The following is a 17,595-nucleotide window of genomic DNA, read 5'->3' as shown; positions in this document are numbered from 1 at the left end:
AGACCCGGATGACCGCGGAGGTCGGGGCGTTCGCCCGCGACCAGGGAGCGCTGGTACTCACCGGCCGCTGCCTGGACGCGGGCGAGACCGGTTTGCCCTATCTGCCCGTCGCCGAGGCGCTGGCGGCGGTGCGGGACCGGGCGCGGGTCCGGCCCGCGCTGGGCAGGCTGTTCCCCGAGATCGCGATGCCCACCGGGCCCGACCCCGGCAGGCTCGCCTCCGGCATGGCGATCCCGGTCGTCGGCCCGCGGTCCGAACAGGACATCGGGCAGCTCCAGCTCTTCGACGCGGTGCACGGGGTGCTCGGCGACCTGGCCGAGGAGTCGCCGGTCGTGCTGGTGCTGGAGGACCTGCACTGGGCCGACGCGTCGACCCGCAGCCTGCTGTCGTTCCTGTTGTCCCGGCTGCGATCGCAGCGGCTGCTGGTGCTCGGCACCTACCGCGCCGACGACCTGCACCGCAGGCATCCGCTGCGCCCGCTGCTCGCCGAACTGGTGCGCCTGCCGCAGGTCGAGCGGATCGAGCTGGCGCCGTTCGGGCCCGCCGACGCGCGCGCGTTCGTCGCCGCGCTCGCCGAGGACCGGCTGTCCGAGCCGACGCTGCGCGAGGTGGCCGGGCGCTCGGAGGGCAACGCGTTCTTCGCCGAGGAACTGCTCGCCGCCTACCTCGACTGCGGCGCGGGCGGCATGCCCGCCACCCTGGTCGACGTCCTGCTCGCGCGGATCGAGCGGCTCAGCCCGGCCGCGCAGAACATCGTGCGGGTGGCCTCGGTGGCGGGGCGGCGGGTGCCGGACGCCCGGCTGCGCGCGGTCGCCGACCTCGACGACGCCGGCCTGGAGGAGGCGCTGCGCGAAGCCGTGCAGCGCCACGTGCTCGTGCCGGACGACGGCGAGGTCTACACCTTTCGGCACGCCCTGCTGCGCGAGGCCGTCTACGGCGATCTGCTGCCCGGCGAACGGGTGCGGCTGCACAGTGCCTACGCGCGCGAGCTGACCCACGAGGCGGGTGTACGCGGGGTCGCGGCGGCGCTGGCCCACCACAGCATGGAGAGCCACGCGCTGCCGCGCGCGTTGTCGGCGTCGGTCGACGCGGCCAAGGAGGCCGAGCGGCTGGGCGCGCCCGCGGAGTCGTTGGAACACCTGGAACGCGCGCTGAAACTGTGGGACGCGGTGCCGCCCGCCGAGCGCCCGCCCGATGTCGACGAACTGGTCCTGCTGCGGCGCGCGTCGTGGGTGGCGGGCATGTCCGGCGACCCGGAGCGGGCCATCGCGTTCGCCAAGTCGGCGGTGGCGCTCGCCGACCAGGGCGCCGACCCGGAGCCCGCGGTGAAGCTGCGCAGGCGGCTCGCGCAGGCGCTCTACGCCGTGGACGGGCGGGAGGTGGAGGCGCAGGAGGTCATCGAGCACGCGTGGGCGCTGGTGGCCGACCGGCCGCCGAGCCCCACCCAGGCGTGGGTGCTCGCCGCGTACGCGACGATCCTGCGCGGCATGGGCCGGATGGACGACGCCCGGGAGCACGCCGAGCGCGCGGTCGAGGTGGCCCGGTCGCTGGACGCGGGCGGACCGGAGGCCGACGCGCTCATCACGCTGGCGATCCTCGCCGAGGCCCGCGGCGAAGGCGTCGAATCGCGCGCCCGGCTGGCCGACGCGATGCGTCGGGCCGAGGAGGTCGAGGCCATCACCGTCGAGCTGCGGGCCCGATATTCCTTGTGTGTCAACCTTTACGAGCAGGGCCTGCTCGACGAGGCAGGTGCGGTGGCCGACGCGGGGGTCGACCGGGCCTGCTCGACCGGCCTCACCTGGAGCGTCTACGGGCTGGAGCTGCGCGTCATCCAGGTGGTGATCCGCTACGCCCGCGGCGACTGGGACGGCAGCGAGGCCGCCGCGGAGCCGCCGGGCCACCGGGTGTCCAGCACGGTCTCGGCCCGGCTGGCCGCGGTCGGCGCGTATGTCGCGGTCGGTCGGGGCCGGTTCACCGAGGCCGAGCGCCTGGTCACCGAACTGCGGTCGGACTGGCACCGCGACCTGCAGATCCCGCTGGTCGCGGGCGGGGTCGGCGCGGAACTGGCGAGCTGGCGCGGTCGCCCCGATCGCGCCGTCGAGTGGGTCCGCGAGGCCCTGGACTGGGTGGCGCAGGCGGGCGGGCAGTGGTTCCTGGCGGGCATTCGGATGGCGGCGCTCGGCATCGCCGCGCACGCCGACCTCGCGCACGCCGCCGCGACCGGCCGCGATCCCGACGCCGGGGACCGTGCCGTCGCCGACGGTGTCCGGCTGGTCGAGCGGGCCCGCCGGACCGCCGAGCTGGGCAAGCCGCGCACGGGTGTCCTAGGCCCCGAGGGCCGCGCGTGGCTCGCGCGTGCCGAGGCCGAGCTGAGCCGCCTGCACGGCGCGAGCGACCCGACCCGCTGGCGCGCCGCGGTCGACGCCTTCGACTACGGCGCCGTGTACGAACAGGCGGTCTGCCGCAGGCGCCTCGGCGAGGCCCTGCTCGCCGCCGACCGCCGCGACGAGGCCGCCGTCGAACTCCGCGCCGCCGACGCCGTCGCCACCCGGCTGAACGCCAAACCCCTGCGCGACGCCGTGCGCAAGGCGGCCCGCCGGGGCCGTGTCTCGCTCGACGAGACGGTCGATCCGCGCGACGAGCTGGACCCGTTCACGCCGCGCGAGCGGGCGGTTCTGTCGCTTGTCGCGTTAGGACGGACGAACCGGCAGGTGGGGGCCGAGCTGTTCATCAGTGAGAAGACGGTGAGTGTCCACTTGAGCCGGATCATGGCGAAGCTGGGCGCGAGCAGGCGGGCGGAGGCGGTGGCGGTCGCCTATGACCGGGGGCTGCTGACCGAGCAGGCCGCGCAGTCCTGACCGGTCGGCGGGGAGGTGCGCCTGGCCGCGTTGCCGGACACGGCCATGGACAACCCGGTACGCGACCATTCCGGCGCCTTGCCTGCCACGCCGTCGACCAGCCGATACCCGGCACTAGCGAACAGTCACCTCGGCGGCCGGACTCCAGGCCGGGGCCACGCCCAGCGACACCCGCAGCATGCTGTCCTCATGCCGGACCGACACCGGCAGCCCGGACGCCACCGCCGCCCGCTCGAACCCGACCTCCGACGGCAGGCACCAGGCGATCATCCGCTGGTGGCCCGCCGCGCGCGCGACCGTGCCGAGCCGAGAGATCATCGCGGTGCCGATGGCCTGGCGCTGCCACTGGTCCTCGACCAGCAGCGAGATCTCCGCCTCGGCCGGGTCCTGGGTGTGGATGAGCTGCGCCATGCCGATGACCTCGGTGCCGCACAGGGCAAGCAGCGTGTTGCCCCGCGGCGGCTGCAGCAGCCGGTGCAGCCAGCGCCGGGGCAGCGTGCGCAGCCCCGCGTGGTACCGGGCGAACAGGGTCTGCGCCGAGCAGCGCGCGTGCAGCGCCGACACCGCGTCGGCGTCGGCGGGCGTGGCGCCGCGCAGCACGATGCCCGCGCCGTTCGCGGCGATGACGGCGGACGGGGTGGTCGCGGCCATCGCGCCCGCGGCCAGCACCTCGCCGAACGCCGCCACCCTGGCCAGTTCCACCTCGGTGAACGGCGCCCACCCCCGGCGCGCCACCAGCGTGGTCCCGTCGCGCAGCGTCAGCGGCGCGCGGTGGCCGATCGCGTCCGGCTCGTCGGCGCCGTCGGCTGTCGTCACCGCGTCGGCGCCGAGCATGGTGCGCACGGCCTCGGCCACCGCCGCCGGGTCGCCCAGGGCCGCGGCCACCGCCCGCAGCGCCGAGGTCGTGTTGTCCACCAGGTGGCGCAGGTCGGCCCGGGTGATGCCGACGCACCGGCCGCCTTCGGCCCGGATGTCGGCGATCACCTGCGCGGGCGTGGTGTCCGCCGGGGTGTTCACCACGATCTCGTCCACCACGCCGCCCGGCACGGGCAGCACCGACAGCCCCAGCACGTTGCAGTCCCGCGCGGCGAGCCGCGTGGTCACGCGGGCGAGCGTGCCCGGCCGGTCGTCGAGCTGAATCCGCAGCCGCCAGGTCGTCGGTGTGCCGATCGTGTCCATGCCCCCAGGGTGCTGGCGCACTGTTGCCGATCGGGGACCCCGGTGTTTCCAGTGTGTGAGCAGCCGGGCCGCCGGACGCGCACCCTCGCCCCGGGTACCAGTGTCCACAGTGGACCGCTATCGCGCAGCACCTCGGCCCAGCCCTGCTCGGCCCAGCCGACCCCGGTGCGGAAAGCGCCGCCTGAGCGGATCGAGCTGTTCGAGGGGACCTGAGCAAAGTAGTCAACTAGATTGACTATATCGACGACCGCGGGCTACCTTCGATGGACAGGTTCGACCGAAGGGAAACCATGTTCATCACCCACACCGCCGACACCGCCCCGGCGGGCTCGAAGCCGATCATCGTTGGCGCGGCCAGGAAATTCGGCTACGTCCCCGCCCCGGTGGCCAGGATGGCCGCATCACCGGAACTGCTCGGCACCTTCATGGCGAACCTCGCCGTGTTCGACCGCACCACGCTGACCGAGTTGGAGCGCGAGATCGTGGTGATGACCATGGCGACCCACGTCGAGTGCCACTACTGCGTCGCGATGCACTCCGCGACCCTGGCCGCGCGGGCCACGCCCGCCGAGGTCATCGACACGCTACGTGACGAGAAACCGTTGGCGGACAACCGGTTGGAGGCGCTGCGCCGGTTCACCCTCGCCGTGCTCGCCACCCACGGCGGAGTGTCCGAAGTGGACACCAAGGCTTTCCTCGACGCGGGCTACACCCAGCGCGCCGCGCTGGAGGTCGTGCTCGGCATCGGCACCTACACGCTGTCCACCTTCGCCAACCGGCTGACCGGCGCGCCGCTCGACCCCCCGTTCGAGCCGTACCGCTGGCCGGGTCACCAGACCGGGCGCAACCCCACCGGCTGACCCGAATCCGCGACGATCGTGCCCAGGTCCGCGCGCAGCCGGGCGAGCCGGTTCGCGCCGATCAGGTCGGCCCAGTGCCGCTCGGTCTCCGCCCACAGCTCGGTCACCCGCCCGATGCACGCCCACCCGCGCGGGGCGAGCGCGACCAGCCTGCTGCGCCGGTCGGTCGGGTGCGGCGTGCGCTCGACGTACCCGCGCTGCTCCAACTCGTCCACGAGCTGCACCGCGGCCTGCTTGGTCACCCCGAGGTGCCTGCCCAGTTCCACCGCGGTCGCCCCCGGCCGGTGCGACAGGTACTGGAACACGAAGCCGTGCGCGGGCCGGATGTCGTCGTACCCCTCGGCGGCGAGTCGGGTGTGGACCTGGTCCGTCACGGTCCGAAACGCCATGGCCAGCAGCGCGGGGATGTCCGCCGATGTCATGGCCATACTGTGGCATGGGGAAAACCTATGAGCGCATCGACGGCAGACTGCGGGAGTTCATCGAGCGCCAGCCGATGTTCTTCGTGGCCACGGCACCACTGGCCGACGACGGCCTCGTCAACGTCTCCCCGAAGGGACGTTCCGGGTCGCTCGCCGTGCTCGACGAGCACACCGTCGGCTACCTCGACTTCGGCGGCAGCGGCGCGGAAACCGTGGCCCACCTGCGGGAGAACGGCCGCATCACCGTGATGTGGTGCGCGTTCGACGGCCCGCCGACCATCGTGCGGGTCTACGGCCGCGGCGCGCCCGTCTTCCGTGACGACCCGCGCTGGGCCGAGCTGATCCCGCGTTTCCCCGACGGCCACGCGCCATCGGTCCGCGCGATCGTCGTGGTGACGGCCGAGCGGATCAGCGACACCTGCGGCTACGCCGTCCCGCTGATGGACTACCAGGCCGACCGCACCCTGCACGCCGAGTACTTCGGCCGCAAGACCGACGCCGAGTTCGCCGCGTACTGCGAAGCCAAGCCGCACGTCGGCACCAGCCTCGACGGCCTACCCGGACTGCCGCTCCCACTGCCGCCGCGCTAGCCGCGGCCGACGAACTCCGCCGGTCTCACCGTGCCGATCACCACCAGCAGTGGCCGTTCGGCGAAGATGGCAGGCACCGCACCGTCCACAGTGGCCACCTCCGGCGGGCAGTCGGGTTCGCGTGAGACCGACGCGAGCGTGCCGGGCCAGCCGTGGCAGCGCTGGGTGCCGCCCGGGGTGACGGTCCATTCGGGCACGCGATGGTGCCCGGCCGCACACCTGGTCGGCGATCGACGGGAACCGCCCGCGCGTGTGCACTGGGGCCATGACCGAGATGGTGGTGGCGGGCGCGGCGATCGTCCGCGCGTTCCGGCTGTTCGTCGCCCGGCGCTCGCAGCCGCAGTCGGTGTCGGGCTACTGGGAACTGCCCGGCACGGAGGTGGCCTCGGGCGAGGACGAGCAGTCCGCCCTGCAGCGCGAGTTCACCACGGAGTTCGGCATCTCCCTGCGCTGCGTCGACCGGATCCTCGGCGACCGCGCGCTCACCGCCTGGCCCACGGCGGACGGCGACCACGACGCGGCGGTGCTGCGGGTCTGGCGCTGTCAGCTCCCCAGTGAGTCCACATGGGACCTGGAGATGGGCGATCCCCGCCCGAACCACTACGCCTACGACGAGACCCGGTGGGTCGCCATCGACGACCTGGACGCGGTCGGCCCGTGGCGGGACGCGGACCGGATCACCGCGGGCGAGGTCGCCGACTACTACCACGCCGACGAGTGGTGGCAGGTGGCCGACTGACGGTGTGCGTCGCCGGCAGCGGGTTCGAAGAAGAAGTTCGAAAGAAGTTCACGAAAGCGAACGTCACCAAACCGGGTGCGGCCCCTCATCTATGAGTAGCAGCGGCCGACCCGAGCGAGGGCCGGGTCGGCCGCTGCAAACCACGGGTCGTCAGGTCCGCTCGACCGCGGTGGCATAGCGGTCGAGCACGGTGGCCTTCCATTCCTCCAGCAGCCGCGCGCGCCGCTCGGCGCCGCCGCCGATCATCGCGTCGAGGGCCAGGCCGCGCACGAAGTTGACGCTCAGCAGCATCAGCGTCTCCACCTCGGCCTCCGGCAGTTCCACCCCGGCCGCCTCCCGGTACAACTGCAGCGTCGCGTGCCCCAGGGCCCGGTCGACCGGGCGCAGCGTGTCCCGCAGCTCGTCGTCGGTGCGCGCCGCGACCCAGAGTTCCACCGCCGCCGTCGACAGCGTCCCGGAGTACGCCTCCCAGAGCAGGTCGATGCCCATGGTGACCCGCTCGCGGCCGGGCGGCAGCGACGACGCCGCGGCCGTCATCTCGCCGATCAGCCGGGCGAACAGGTGCTCCAGCGCGGCGGTCAGCAGCTCGGCCTTGGTGGTGAAGTGGTGCTGCTGGGCGCCGCGGGACACCCCGGCCCGCGCGCAGATCTCCTGCACGGTGGTGCGGGCGTAGCCCAGTTCCACCAGGCAGCCGATGGTGGCGTCGAGCAGGGCGACGCGGGTCTGTGCGCGGCGTTCCTGCTGGGTGCGGTGCGTGCGCACGGTCGACACCACGGCGACCTCCTCGGAGGCTTTACGGACAGTCTCGGCGACAGGTACCTTCTGGGGAGAACTTACCTGCACTCTGGAATGTTTACCAAGCACAGGAGGTCGGGGTCGTGACCCTCACCCAGCGTTCCCCCTGGATGGACGAAGACCTGGACGCCTTCCGCGATCTCGCGCGCACCTTCTGCGAGAAGGAGCTGAGCCCGAACACGGAGCGCTGGATCGAGCAGAAGCAGGTCGACCGGGAGCTGTGGACCAAGGCGGGCGAGGTCGGGCTGCTCTGTCTGTCGATCCCGGAGGAGTACGGCGGCGGCGGGGGCAACTTCGCGCACGAGACCGTGCTGATCGAGGAGCAGGCCCGCGCGGGCGACAGCGGCTGGGGCGTCTCCCTGCACAACGCCATCGTCGCGCACTACGTGCTCGCCTACGGCAGCGAGGAGCAGAAGCACGCCTGGCTGCCCCGGCTCGCCTCCGGCGAGTGGGTCGGCGCGATCGCGATGACCGAGCCCGGCACCGGCTCGGACCTGCAGAGTGTCAAGACCAAGGCGATCCGCGACGGCGACGAGTACGTGGTCAACGGCTCGAAGACCTTCATCACCAACGGCGGCCAGTGCGACTTCGTGATCGTCGTCGCCAAGACCGACCCGAGCAAGGGCGCCGAGGGCACCTCGCTGATCGTGGTCGAGACCGAGCGCGCCGGGTTCCGCCGCGGCCGGGTGCTGGACAAGATCGGCCTCAAGGCCCAGGACACCGCCGAGATGTTCTTCGACGACGTCCGGGTGCCCGTCACCAACCTGCTCGGCGCGACCGAGGGGCAGGGTTTCGTCCAGCTCATGCAGCAGTTGCCCCAGGAGCGGCTGCTCATCGGCATCACGTCGGTGATCGCGATGGAGTTGGCGCTGCGCGAGACGCTGCGCTATACCAAGGAGCGCGAGGCGTTCGGCCGCCCGGTGTTCGGCTTCCAGAACACCAAGTTCACCCTGGCCGAGGTCGCCACCGAGGCCCGCATCGGCCGCGTGTTCCTGGACGACTGCATCATCAAGCACCTCAAGGGCGAGTTGGACATCCCGACCGTGGCGATGCTCAAGTGGTGGACCAGCGATCGCGCCATGAAGGCCGTCGACGAGTGTCTGCAACTCCACGGCGGCTACGGCTACATGAACGAGTACCCGATCGCGCGGATGTTCACCGACCAGCGCGTGCAGCGGATCTACGGCGGGACCAACGAGATCATGAAGGAGATCATCGCCCGCACGCTCTGACCCGATCCTGATCGAGAGGAACACCCCGTATGGGTACCGGACCGCTCGCTGGTCTGCAGGTGGTCGAGCTGGCCGGGCTCGCCCCCGCGCCGTTCGCCTGCACGGTGCTGGCCGACCTGGGCGCCGACGTCGTCCGGGTCGACCGCGCCAAGCCGGGCCTCGACGTGCTCACCTTCCCGAACGACCCGCTGACCCGCGGCAGGCGCTGGATCGGCGTCGACGTCAAGGCGCCCGAGGGCCGCGACCTGGTCCTGCGCCTCATCGACGGCGCCGACGTGCTGATCGAGGGGTTCCGGCCGGGCGTGGCCGAGCGGATGGGCCTGGGGCCCGACACGGCGCTCGCGCGCAACCCGCGCCTGGTCTACGGCCGGATCACCGGCTGGGGCCAGGACGGCCCGCTGGCGCCCGCCGCCGGGCACGACATCAACTACATCGCCATCGCGGGCGCCCTGGAGCCGATCGGCCAGGCGGGTCACAAGCCCACTGTCCCGCTGAACCTGCTGGGCGATTTCGGCGGCGGCGGCCTGATGCTCGCGATGGGCGTGCTGGCGGCCCTGGTCGAACGGCAGTCCTCCGGCCGCGGCCAGGTCGTCGACGCGTCCATGGTCGACGGCGCCGCGCTGTTGATGACCAGCCTGCACGGCCTGAGGAACGTCGGCGCCTGGAACAACCCGCGCGGCGCCAACCTGCTGGATGGCGGCGCCCCGTTCTACGACACCTATGAGACCGCGGATGGCAAACACGTCGCGGTGGGGGCGATCGAGACCAGGTTCTTCGCCGCCCTGGTGAAGGTCCTGGACCTGCACGACGCGCCCGATCACCTGAACCCGGACAACTGGCCCGCCCTGCGTCAACTCCTCACCGACGTCCTCCGCACCCGCACCCGCGACGAATGGGCCGCCCTCGCCGAAGGCACCGACGCCTGCCTGTCGCCCGTACTCACCCCCGAGGAGGCCACGACCCACCCCCACAACGTCGCCCGCCACACCTTCGTCAAGGTCGGCGACGACGTTCAACCCGCTCCCGCCCCGAAGTTCAGCCGAACCGCCCCGGGCGTGCCGACCCCACCGAGCGAGGCCCGCGCGGACACGGCTGAGGTCCTGGCGGAGCTGGGCGTGCGCGCCGAGGAAGTGGACCGCCTGCGGTCGACCGGCGTCATCGCCTGACCCGCTCCATCGCCGGTACCGACCGGCACGCCGCCCACCAGGCCGTTGTTTCGGTTGTGCGTGCTGGTGCAATCACTATGGAGTGAGTGCTGACCTGGTGAGTCGCGGTGAGTGACGACGACAGCCTGATCGCGGGCCGGTATCGGGTGATCGAACGCCTCGGTAGTGGCGGGATGGGCGTGGTCTGGCGGGCCTACGACGAGCGGTTGCACCGCACGGTCGCGGTGAAACAGTTGTTCATGCCGGAAACATTGAGCGGACCGCAGCTCAAGGAGGTCAAGCGGCGAGCGATGCGCGAGGGCCGGATCGCGGCGAAGCTGCAGCATCCGCACTCGATCACGGTGTTCGATGTGACCGAGGACGACGGCAGGCCGTATCTGATCATGGAGTACCTGCCGTCGACCAGTCTGTCCCAGCGGCTGGCCGAGCACGGCACGATGGGGGAAACCGAGGTAGCGGAGATCGGCTCCCAGGTCGCGGCCGCGTTGGCCGCGGCGCACGCGGTCGGCGTGGTGCACCGCGACGTCAAGCCGGGCAACGTGCTGCTCGGGCACGACGGCACTGTCAAGATCACGGACTTCGGCATCTCCCGGGTCGTCGAGGACGTCACCGGGACCGCGACGGCGGATGTCGGGGGCACCCCCGCCTATCTGGCGCCCGAGGTGGCGAGGGGCAGCCGGGCGACGTTCGCCTCCGACGTGTTCTCCCTCGGTGCCACGTTGTACAGCGCGGTGGAAGGCGTATCGCCGTTCGGGGCGAGCGACAACGCCATGGCGCTGCTGTACCGGTCCGCGTCCGGGGAGATCACGCCGCCGACCCAGGCAGGCCCGGTCACCGACGTGCTCGGTCGGTTGTTGAGCGTCGACTCCGACAGTCGTCCGACCATGGCCGAGGTAAGGGACATGCTCGCGTCGGCGGCGGCATGGCCGTTGGTCGCGGGCGAAGAGGTGTGGTCGACGATGACGCTTCCCGCGGAACCGCGGCACACCAGCCAGGTCGCCTGCGCTCGGCCCGAGAGCGGTCCAACCGGCTCCGGCGCCCAGCAGGCGACCGTATCCGGCGCACCGGGGGGCGGGCCGTCGAGGAAGCGCAGACGGCTCGTGGTGTCGGTCGCCACGGCCGTCCTGTTGCTCGCGCTGGCCGGGACCCTGTTCGCGGCGAACAACGGCGTATCCGGCCGTGGTAGCACGGCCGAACAGCTCCCTTCGTCCCCGACGTCCCCGTCTGCTACCGAGTCCGGTCGGCCGGCCGAAGGCCGGCCACCCGCCGCCCTGCCCGTGGCCACCACGACCGTCACCACCACGACCGTCGTGACCACGACGGCCGCGTCTCCGGCAGCCCCGGTCGCACCGCCTGGCGGCCCCCAGACGCCACAGGCCGCGGTGATCGACTACTACGCGCTGGTGCCCGGCAACCTCCAGGAGGGCTGGACGCGGTTGACGCCGAAGTACCAGCGGAGTCCGGCAGGCGGCTACAGCGGTTATCAGGCTTTCTGGAACCAGATGAGCGGTGTGCGGGTTCCCGAAGCCACCGGCACGCAGGGAGACACGGTCGAGGCGACTGTGGAGTACGCCTTCAAGGACGGCAGGGGCCTGCGCGAACGGCACCGCTACTCGCTGGTCCGGCAGGACGGTCGCTGGAAAATCGACGAGTCCACCGTCATCAGCAGCGTGTCCATCTGATCAGGCGGGGCTTGCCCCTGCTGCAGAGTGTCACTCCGCAGGTGGGTGATGGCGTTCACTCGAACGTGCTGTGTCTGCCCCCGCCGCGAACCGGCCCGCGCCCGTCAACGCCTCGGCCAGTACCCGCGAGCCCAGCGCGAACTCGCCTGCCAGCGCGTCCGTCGCGTCCAGCCCCCACTGTCCGAGCGCCGACATCCGGTCCGCGCGCAGGCAAGCCTGCGGGAACCGCGCCAGCGACTCCGCCAGCTCCCGAGCCGCTGCCAGAGCGGTGCCCTCAGGCACCACCCGGTTGGCCAGGCCCATCGCCAGGGCTTCGTCGGCGGGCACCGGCCTGCCGGTCAGGATCAGGTCCATGGCCCGGCTCTGCCCGATCAGCCGGGGCAGCCGCACCGTCCCGCCGTCGATCAGCGGCACGCCCCACCTGCGGCAGAACACCCCGAACACCGCGGTCGTGTCGGCCACCCGCAGGTCGCACCACAGCGCCAGTTCCAGCCCGCCCGCCACCGCGTGCCCCTGCACGGCCGCGATCACCGGCTTCGACAGCCGCATCCTGGTCGGCCCCATCGGCCCGGCGCCGTCGGGAGTCACGCCGTTGCTCGACGGCCCGCCCAGCGCCTTGAGGTCCGCGCCCGCGCAGAACGCGGGCCCGACCCCGCCGAACACCGCCACCGACGCGGTCGGGTCGGCGTCGAAATCCGCGAACGCCGAGGTCAGCGCCGTCGCGGTCGGGCCGTCGACGGCGTTGCGGGCTTCCGGGCGGTTCAGCAGGATTGTGACGACCGGACCATCGCGTTCGACGAGGACAGCGGCCATAGTGTGTCTCCAGAGTGATTGTCAGGCTAGACCCGTAGAGTGATCGTCTGAGCGAGGGTGGCTCCCCGGAGCCGAGTTTCTCACTCTCGGTGGGCCAACTGCGTGACATTGGTGCCGAGCGTGGTCGAGTTGGAGGACCATGATGCGGTACGGGGGCTCGTAGGCTTGGGGGCCACGGGCGGAGCGGATGGAGTGAGCTGATGAATGCCAAGAAGGCCGTGATCCTGGTAGGGGTCGCCCTCGTGCTGTTCTACGTCATCACGCAGCCGACCCAGGCGGGCGATGCGGTGCAGAGCCTGTTCGGCTGGCTCCGCGAGGGCGCCGAAGCGATCATCACATTCTTGAAGAACCTCTTCGCCTAGCCGCGAACGGGGGATCGACGCGACGGCGCGGAGCCCTGCCCGTAACGCGGTCACCGTCCGTAGCGATCTCTGTCGACAAGAGATCCACATTGGACCGTCCGGGTGGATCTGACCCGTAGAAGCCCAGATCGCGAAACTGGTCGGGCTTTGGGTCTGGCGATCTGTCGGTGTGGACCCCTACGGTTTCAGCCATCGAGTGATCATGAGACCTCCAGGAGGCAGAATGCTCGACGACCCCGGGGTCGACGCCTTGGTCCGCCAGTGGACCGCAGAGCGCTCGCAGGACGCCGACGCGGCGGAGGCACACCGCATCGCGTCGGAATGGCTGGCCGACGCCCCCGTTGCCGCGCCGGGTATCCCCGGCCAACGCGCACGCGGCGGCAACCCGCGCTGGTCCGCCGTCGAAGGAGCCGACCCGCGCTATGTCGCCGCCATGCGGCGACGTCTGCCGGAGGCTCCACAGGAGCTGTTGGCGGCGGCGGCGAGCTGTTGGCAGATGGTCGGCGGTGTGGCCGAGGCCGAGGAGTGGTGGGACGCGGGCATGAGCCCGCTCGACCAGCGCGCCCTCGACTACCGCGCGGCCGGTCTCGCGCCGTCGGATCTCGGCCGCAGACTCGGCCCGCTCACCGTGCTGGAACACCTGCGCCGGGGCAGCGCCCCCGCGTGGTGCGTGGCCCGGCTGCAGCGGCAGCGCCGCGACGGCGCCGCCTAGTCTCCGGTCGCGTACGTCACGTGGCGTAACGCTACTGTGGTCAAGTCGTTGATGTTGTCGTGACCGGTGCGCGCACGCGCCCGGCACGGCGATCCAGGGCTGGAGCACGGTGGCGGACACGAACAGCGCGACGTCCCGACGCGGCGCGGGCATCCTGACGAGGCTCATCGTCGTGGTGTCCGTGCTCGTGGTGGCCGCGGGTGCCGTGTGGGTGGTCCGGGCGGCCGTCGTGCCGAAGTCGAGTGACGTCGCGGCGGAGATTCCCGCCCTGGAGGTCCAGGCCGCGCAGGTCGAGCCGAACTCCGTGGTTCCGGCCCAGGTCGACACCGCGGTCATCGCGCCACAGCCGCAGGCCGGGCAGAGCGGCACCGACCCGCTGCGCGCGTGGGCCGAACGGTTGGCAGGCCCGACCGGCGTCCCCGCGCGGGCCCTGATGGCCTACGGCAACGCCGAACTGGTGGTGCGGTCGACCACGCCGAAGTGCGGGCTGTCCTGGGCCACGCTGGCGGGAATCGGCCGCATCGAGTCCAACCACGGCCAGTACGGCGGCGCCACCCTCGGCGACGACGGCCTGCCGTCCATCCCGATCATCGGCGTCCCCCTGGACGGTTCCCCGGGCGTCAAGGCGATCGCCGACACCGACCGCGGCCAGTTCGACGGCGACACGGCGGTCGACCGCGCCGTCGGCCCGATGCAGTTCATCCCGTCCACCTGGCGCCGCTGGGCCTCCGACGCCAACCTCGACGGCCGCGGCGACCCCCAGCAGATTGACGACGCGGCGCTCGCGGCAGGCCGGTACCTGTGCGCCAACGGCCGCGACCTCGGCACGGCGGCCGGCTGGTGGCAGGGCGTGTTCTCGTACAACAACTCGGTGCCCTACGGCCAGAAGGTCTTCGGCCTCGCCGACGGCTACGCCCGCACCGCCGCCGCGCGCGGCTGAGTCGGGGAGAACGCGATTCGCCGATGGGCGGATGTGCACACTCAGGTACGCACCGTGCGTGTGGATGATGGTAGGTAATCATTCGCACACGGGAGGTAGTTGGATGGCAGTCGTACCGCCGTTCCGCCGCAGGCGGCTGGGTCGCAGGCTTCGCGAGCTGCGCGAGAGCAGGCACCTGACCATGGAGGAGGCCGCCGAACGCCTGGAGATGACCCGTTCCAGCCTCAGCAGGCTGGAGTCGGGCCACGCCAGGGTGAACATTCACCTGGCCAAGTCGATGTTGGACCTGTACTGCGACGACTACGACGAAGACCTGATGGAGCAGGTCCGCCACGCGGCCCCGCCCGGCTGGTGGACCAAGTACGGCATCCAGGATCGCGGCTACATCGGCATGGAATCCGAGGCATCACACGTCCGCGAGTTCAGCCTGGTCTATGTGCCCGGGCTTCTCCAGACCAGCGACTACATGAACGCGCTGTTCGCAGCAGTCCGGGTGCCCTGGAGCGCCAGACAGGTCGGAAACCACGTAGCGGCCCGACTGATCCGGCAGAAGCGACTGGTCGATGAGGAGTACCCGCTCCATGTTTCGGCCATCCTCGATGAGGCCGTTCTCCACCGACCAGTGGGAGGATCGGAGGTGATGCACGCGCAACTGATGCACCTGGTCGCTACCGCCGAGCTGGAAACGGTGGTCGTGCAGGTGCTTCCCCATGCGGCAGGTGCACATGTCGGCATGAATGGCGCCTTCACGCTGCTGAGCTTCCCCGACAGGAACGATCCCGACATCGGCTATGTCGCCTATCCCACCGGCGCCGCGCACATCGAGCGGGAGGACGAGGTCGAGGAGACTAGACTGACTTTCGATCATCTTTGCTCGCTGGCGCTGAGCCAAGCTGAGTCGGTGCGCTTCATCGAGGAGTTGGCGCGCCAGTACCGGACCGACTAGAGAGGCGATTTTCATGGCAGCTGTGACCTTCTCGGAAGCGGTGTGGCGCAAGAGCAGTCGCAGCGGTATCGGCGCAAACGACAACTGTGTCGAGGTGGCGTTCGCCGAGTGGCGCAAGAGCAGCGGCAGCGGCATGGGCGGCAATGACAACTGTGTCGAGGTGGCGGTTGAGGCTGAGGTGGTGGGGGTTCGGGATTCCAAGAACGGCACCGGCCCCCATCTCACCTTCCCCGGACCAGCCTGGCACCGCTTCCTCGCGGACAGCTAGCCCGAGACCCGGGTGTCGGCGCTCACTCAGCTTCCTGGCGTTAGCATCGCAGGCGTGGGCGATCGGTCGAACGGCATGCGCAAGGTCCTGGTAGTCGGGGTCTGTGTGCTGTCCCTGGTCGTCTGCTGCGGTCTGGCGTGGTGGCAGTGGCAGCGGTTCTCCGCCGCCAACGGCACCTTCCAGAACCTCGGCTACGTCCTGCAGTGGCCCCTCTTCGGCCTCGCCCCGGCCTACATGTTCTGGCGACTGCGCCGACTGCGTGCCCAGCACCCGGAAACCCAGCCGGAACCCGAGAAGCCGCCGGAACCCGTAAAGGTCATCCACGGGGACGACGAACTGGCCGAGTACAACCGCTATCTCGCACGACTCAACGCAGACCAGGAGACTCGATGAGCATGACCGACGAGGAGAACCCGGCACAGGCGGTCGCGGTGAAGGGCACTCGCGGCGCGCTCGCCCGGTTCCGGGTGCTCGCCTACATCGTCGGCGTCGGGCTGCTGACCCTGGTCGCGGCGATGATCCTCAAGTATGGCGCGGGAAACGCGGGCCCGATGGCCGTTGTCGGGCCGGTGCACGGGTTCCTGTACGCCGTCTACCTGGTGTTCGCGTTCGACCTCGCGCTCAAGGCCCGCTGGTCGGTCAAGGGCACGCTGGTGGTCCTGGTCGCGGGGATGATCCCGTTCCTGTCCTTCGTCGTCGAACGCCGCGTCACGCACAAGGTTCGGGCGGGCGAGAAGCTGTAGCGAAAGGTGCCCTTCGAGCCGAAGGGCACCTTTTCCTCGCTACCGCGACTTTCGGACGCGGTACGGCGGGATCGTGTTGCCGCGCAACGCTTCCGCGTCGATGGTTGCCGGCTGATAAGCGAGCGTCGACAGGCGTTCGATCATGCGGGGCGTCGGGTCCGGCTCCGGCTCGGCCAGGCCGAACAGGTACGCCCACTCGTGCTCGTCCGAGCCGTAGTACACCGTGGTGTCGAACACGTCGTGGAAGCGGCGCCAGGATCGCAGCAGCGTTTCGTTGCGCCACAGGGTTTGGCAGCCCGCCTGGCACACCACGACACCCCCCGGCGACAGCACCGACCGGCAGCGGGTGAGGAACTCCTCCTCGTACAACCGGTTGTGCTGGGCGAATTCCGGGCGCTCGTCGGGGAGGTCGACCAGGACGATGTCGTACCGCTCAGCGGTTTCCGCGAGGAACTGCCAGCCATCGGCGTAGTGCACGCGCACCGGGCCGTCGTGGGCGACGGCGCGGGCCAACTCCGCTTCCGTGTAGCCGTACGGCAAGTGTTCCGCGCACAGCTCCACAGCCTGGCGGTCGATGTCCACGTGGTCCACAATGGACGCTCCGGCGGCGACCGCGATCTGGCAGACGACGCCCTCGCTGGAACCGACGACGAGGACCCGCTCGACCGAGCGGGCCAGCAGCAGCGCGGGCACCAGCAGGGCCTCGTGGTAGGTGAGCTGGCTGAACTCGGTGCTCTGCCGATCGTCGTCGCAGAACAGGCTGATGCCCTGGGACGTCGTGCCGATCACCAGGTGCTGGAACTCGGTTCGGGTGTCCACCAGGACTTCCGGCAGCTCCCACACCCGGGTCATCCCCGGCGCAAGCGGCTCCACGATGGGGCTCATCGGGCGGACTCCGCGGCAGGCACGGGGTGTCCTCTGTGGACAGTGGTGATCCGGGCGTCCAGCGCGCCGAGGCTGTCGCGCAGCAGGGCGGCGGCCAGCTCCGGGTCCGCGGTCTCGCCGCAGGTGAAGATGTCGACGAACATCGAACCGATCTCGGGATAGGTGTGGATGGAGGCGTGCGACTCCGACAGCAGCGCCAGCACCGTGACGCCCTGCGGCTCGAATCGCTTGGACACCACGTCGCAGATGGTGGCCCCGGCCCGGCGCAGCGAATCCTCCAGTGTGGCCCGCAGGACGGCCGGATCGTCGAGCAACAACGGATCGACGCCGTCGAACTCGGCGAGCACGTGTCGGCCTGCGAAGTAGCCGACGTCTGGACCGGACGCACGGTCGTACGACATCT

Annotated in this window: 21 protein-coding genes; 14 read left to right on the top strand and 7 right to left on the bottom strand. The window is 71.1% G+C overall.

Annotated features, from left to right (window positions below; genetic code table 11):
* Window positions 1–2,858: helix-turn-helix transcriptional regulator (locus ACT4N7_RS16565; RefSeq protein WP_444829630.1), on the top strand; the 2,858-nt coding region annotated here is incomplete at its 5' end.
* 114 nt (window positions 2,859–2,972) lie between these two features.
* On the opposite strand, the gene ACT4N7_RS16560 is transcribed toward ACT4N7_RS16565, so the two are convergent.
* On the bottom strand, window positions 2,973–4,037 hold the full coding sequence (locus ACT4N7_RS16560) for a GNAT family N-acetyltransferase (protein WP_444829629.1): 1,065 nt from the start codon (window positions 4,035–4,037) through the stop codon (window positions 2,973–2,975).
* Window positions 4,038–4,300: 263 nt separating this feature from the next.
* On the opposite strand from ACT4N7_RS16560, the gene ACT4N7_RS16555 reads away from it, so the two are divergent.
* A complete protein-coding gene (locus tag ACT4N7_RS16555; RefSeq protein WP_444829628.1) occupies window positions 4,301–4,897 on the top strand; it encodes a carboxymuconolactone decarboxylase family protein in 597 nt (198 codons plus the stop codon).
* On the opposite strand, the gene ACT4N7_RS16550 is transcribed toward ACT4N7_RS16555, so the two are convergent.
* Window positions 4,867–5,319 carry a MarR family winged helix-turn-helix transcriptional regulator gene (locus ACT4N7_RS16550; RefSeq protein ID WP_444829627.1) on the bottom strand — a complete coding sequence of 151 codons (453 nt, stop codon included), beginning with the start codon at window positions 5,317–5,319 and terminating at the stop codon, window positions 4,867–4,869. The two genes, ACT4N7_RS16555 and ACT4N7_RS16550, sit on opposite strands and share 31 nt — an antisense overlap.
* 14 nt (window positions 5,320–5,333) lie before the next feature.
* On the opposite strand from ACT4N7_RS16550, the gene ACT4N7_RS16545 reads away from it, so the two are divergent.
* On the top strand, window positions 5,334–5,909 hold the full coding sequence (locus tag ACT4N7_RS16545; protein ID WP_444829626.1) for a pyridoxamine 5'-phosphate oxidase family protein: 576 nt from the start codon (window positions 5,334–5,336) through the stop codon (window positions 5,907–5,909).
* On the opposite strand, the gene ACT4N7_RS16540 is transcribed toward ACT4N7_RS16545, so the two are convergent.
* Window positions 5,906–6,106 (bottom strand): hypothetical protein, encoded by a 201-nt coding sequence (locus ACT4N7_RS16540; protein ID WP_444829625.1) that lies wholly within the window; start codon window positions 6,104–6,106, stop codon window positions 5,906–5,908. The genes ACT4N7_RS16545 and ACT4N7_RS16540 overlap by 4 nt on opposite strands.
* 68 nt (window positions 6,107–6,174) lie before the next feature.
* On the opposite strand from ACT4N7_RS16540, the gene ACT4N7_RS16535 reads away from it, so the two are divergent.
* A complete protein-coding gene (locus tag ACT4N7_RS16535; protein ID WP_444829624.1) occupies window positions 6,175–6,648 on the top strand; it encodes an NUDIX domain-containing protein in 474 nt (157 codons plus the stop codon).
* A gap of 150 nt (window positions 6,649–6,798) precedes the next feature.
* Here ACT4N7_RS16535 and ACT4N7_RS16530 read toward each other — a convergent pair whose 3' ends face one another.
* Complete coding sequence (locus ACT4N7_RS16530) at window positions 6,799–7,422, bottom strand: TetR/AcrR family transcriptional regulator (RefSeq protein WP_444829623.1); 624 nt, start codon at window positions 7,420–7,422, stop codon at window positions 6,799–6,801.
* Between the two features lie 131 nt (window positions 7,423–7,553).
* On the opposite strand from ACT4N7_RS16530, the gene ACT4N7_RS16525 reads away from it, so the two are divergent.
* The 3 genes from ACT4N7_RS16525 (at window position 7,554) to ACT4N7_RS16515 (ending at window position 11,523) form a co-directional block, all read left to right on the top strand.
* Entirely contained in the window at window positions 7,554–8,675 is a 1,122-nt protein-coding gene (locus tag ACT4N7_RS16525; protein ID WP_444829634.1) for an acyl-CoA dehydrogenase family protein, read from the top strand.
* A gap of 29 nt (window positions 8,676–8,704) precedes the next feature.
* On the top strand, window positions 8,705–9,841 hold the full coding sequence (locus tag ACT4N7_RS16520; protein ID WP_444829622.1) for a CaiB/BaiF CoA transferase family protein: 1,137 nt from the start codon (window positions 8,705–8,707) through the stop codon (window positions 9,839–9,841).
* A 107-nt stretch (window positions 9,842–9,948) separates the two neighbouring features.
* Entirely contained in the window at window positions 9,949–11,523 is a 1,575-nt protein-coding gene (locus ACT4N7_RS16515) for a protein kinase domain-containing protein (RefSeq protein ID WP_444829621.1), read from the top strand.
* Between the two features lie 30 nt (window positions 11,524–11,553).
* Here the strand turns inward: ACT4N7_RS16515 and ACT4N7_RS16510 are convergent, their stop codons facing one another.
* A complete protein-coding gene (locus ACT4N7_RS16510; RefSeq protein ID WP_444829620.1) occupies window positions 11,554–12,336 on the bottom strand; it encodes a crotonase/enoyl-CoA hydratase family protein in 783 nt (260 codons plus the stop codon).
* A gap of 200 nt (window positions 12,337–12,536) precedes the next feature.
* Between ACT4N7_RS16510 and ACT4N7_RS16505 the strand changes: the two genes are divergently transcribed.
* The 7 genes from ACT4N7_RS16505 to ACT4N7_RS16475 all read left to right on the top strand — a co-directional run bounded on the left by ACT4N7_RS16505 (window position 12,537) and on the right by ACT4N7_RS16475 (window position 16,307).
* Window positions 12,537–12,698, top strand: coding sequence for a hypothetical protein (locus ACT4N7_RS16505; RefSeq protein WP_444829619.1), 162 nt, complete (start codon window positions 12,537–12,539; stop codon window positions 12,696–12,698).
* A gap of 223 nt (window positions 12,699–12,921) precedes the next feature.
* Window positions 12,922–13,410 carry a helix-turn-helix transcriptional regulator gene (locus tag ACT4N7_RS16500; RefSeq protein ID WP_444829618.1) on the top strand — a complete coding sequence of 163 codons (489 nt, stop codon included), beginning with the start codon at window positions 12,922–12,924 and terminating at the stop codon, window positions 13,408–13,410.
* A gap of 109 nt (window positions 13,411–13,519) precedes the next feature.
* Window positions 13,520–14,350: a lytic transglycosylase domain-containing protein gene (locus ACT4N7_RS16495; protein ID WP_444829617.1), complete on the top strand. Its 831-nt coding sequence runs from the start codon at window positions 13,520–13,522 to the stop codon at window positions 14,348–14,350.
* A 103-nt stretch (window positions 14,351–14,453) separates the two neighbouring features.
* Window positions 14,454–15,296, top strand: a complete 843-nt coding sequence (locus ACT4N7_RS16490) for a helix-turn-helix domain-containing protein (RefSeq protein ID WP_444829616.1) — start codon at window positions 14,454–14,456, stop codon at window positions 15,294–15,296.
* A 13-nt stretch (window positions 15,297–15,309) separates the two neighbouring features.
* Complete coding sequence (locus ACT4N7_RS16485) at window positions 15,310–15,564, top strand: DUF397 domain-containing protein (RefSeq protein WP_444829615.1); 255 nt, start codon at window positions 15,310–15,312, stop codon at window positions 15,562–15,564.
* 75 nt (window positions 15,565–15,639) lie between these two features.
* Window positions 15,640–15,957 carry a hypothetical protein gene (locus tag ACT4N7_RS16480; RefSeq protein ID WP_444829633.1) on the top strand — a complete coding sequence of 106 codons (318 nt, stop codon included), beginning with the start codon at window positions 15,640–15,642 and terminating at the stop codon, window positions 15,955–15,957.
* On the top strand, window positions 15,954–16,307 hold the full coding sequence (locus ACT4N7_RS16475; protein WP_444829614.1) for a DUF3817 domain-containing protein: 354 nt from the start codon (window positions 15,954–15,956) through the stop codon (window positions 16,305–16,307). The genes ACT4N7_RS16480 and ACT4N7_RS16475 overlap by 4 nt, the downstream gene beginning before the upstream one ends.
* 39 nt (window positions 16,308–16,346) lie before the next feature.
* On the opposite strand, the gene ACT4N7_RS16470 is transcribed toward ACT4N7_RS16475, so the two are convergent.
* Window positions 16,347–17,192 (bottom strand): spermidine synthase, encoded by an 846-nt coding sequence (locus ACT4N7_RS16470; RefSeq protein ID WP_444829613.1) that lies wholly within the window; start codon window positions 17,190–17,192, stop codon window positions 16,347–16,349.
* Window positions 17,189–17,593, bottom strand: coding sequence for an adenosylmethionine decarboxylase (gene speD, locus ACT4N7_RS16465; protein WP_444829612.1), 405 nt, complete (start codon window positions 17,591–17,593; stop codon window positions 17,189–17,191). Before speD ends, ACT4N7_RS16470 begins: the two co-directional genes overlap by 4 nt.
* Between the last annotated feature and the right edge of the window lie 2 nt (window positions 17,594–17,595).

Source organism: Actinokineospora sp., assembly GCF_052390155.1.
GTDB lineage: Bacteria > Actinomycetota > Actinomycetes > Mycobacteriales > Pseudonocardiaceae > Actinokineospora.
The sequence above is the reverse complement of the archived record's forward strand: the minus strand, read 5'-3'. Positions and strand labels throughout refer to the sequence as shown.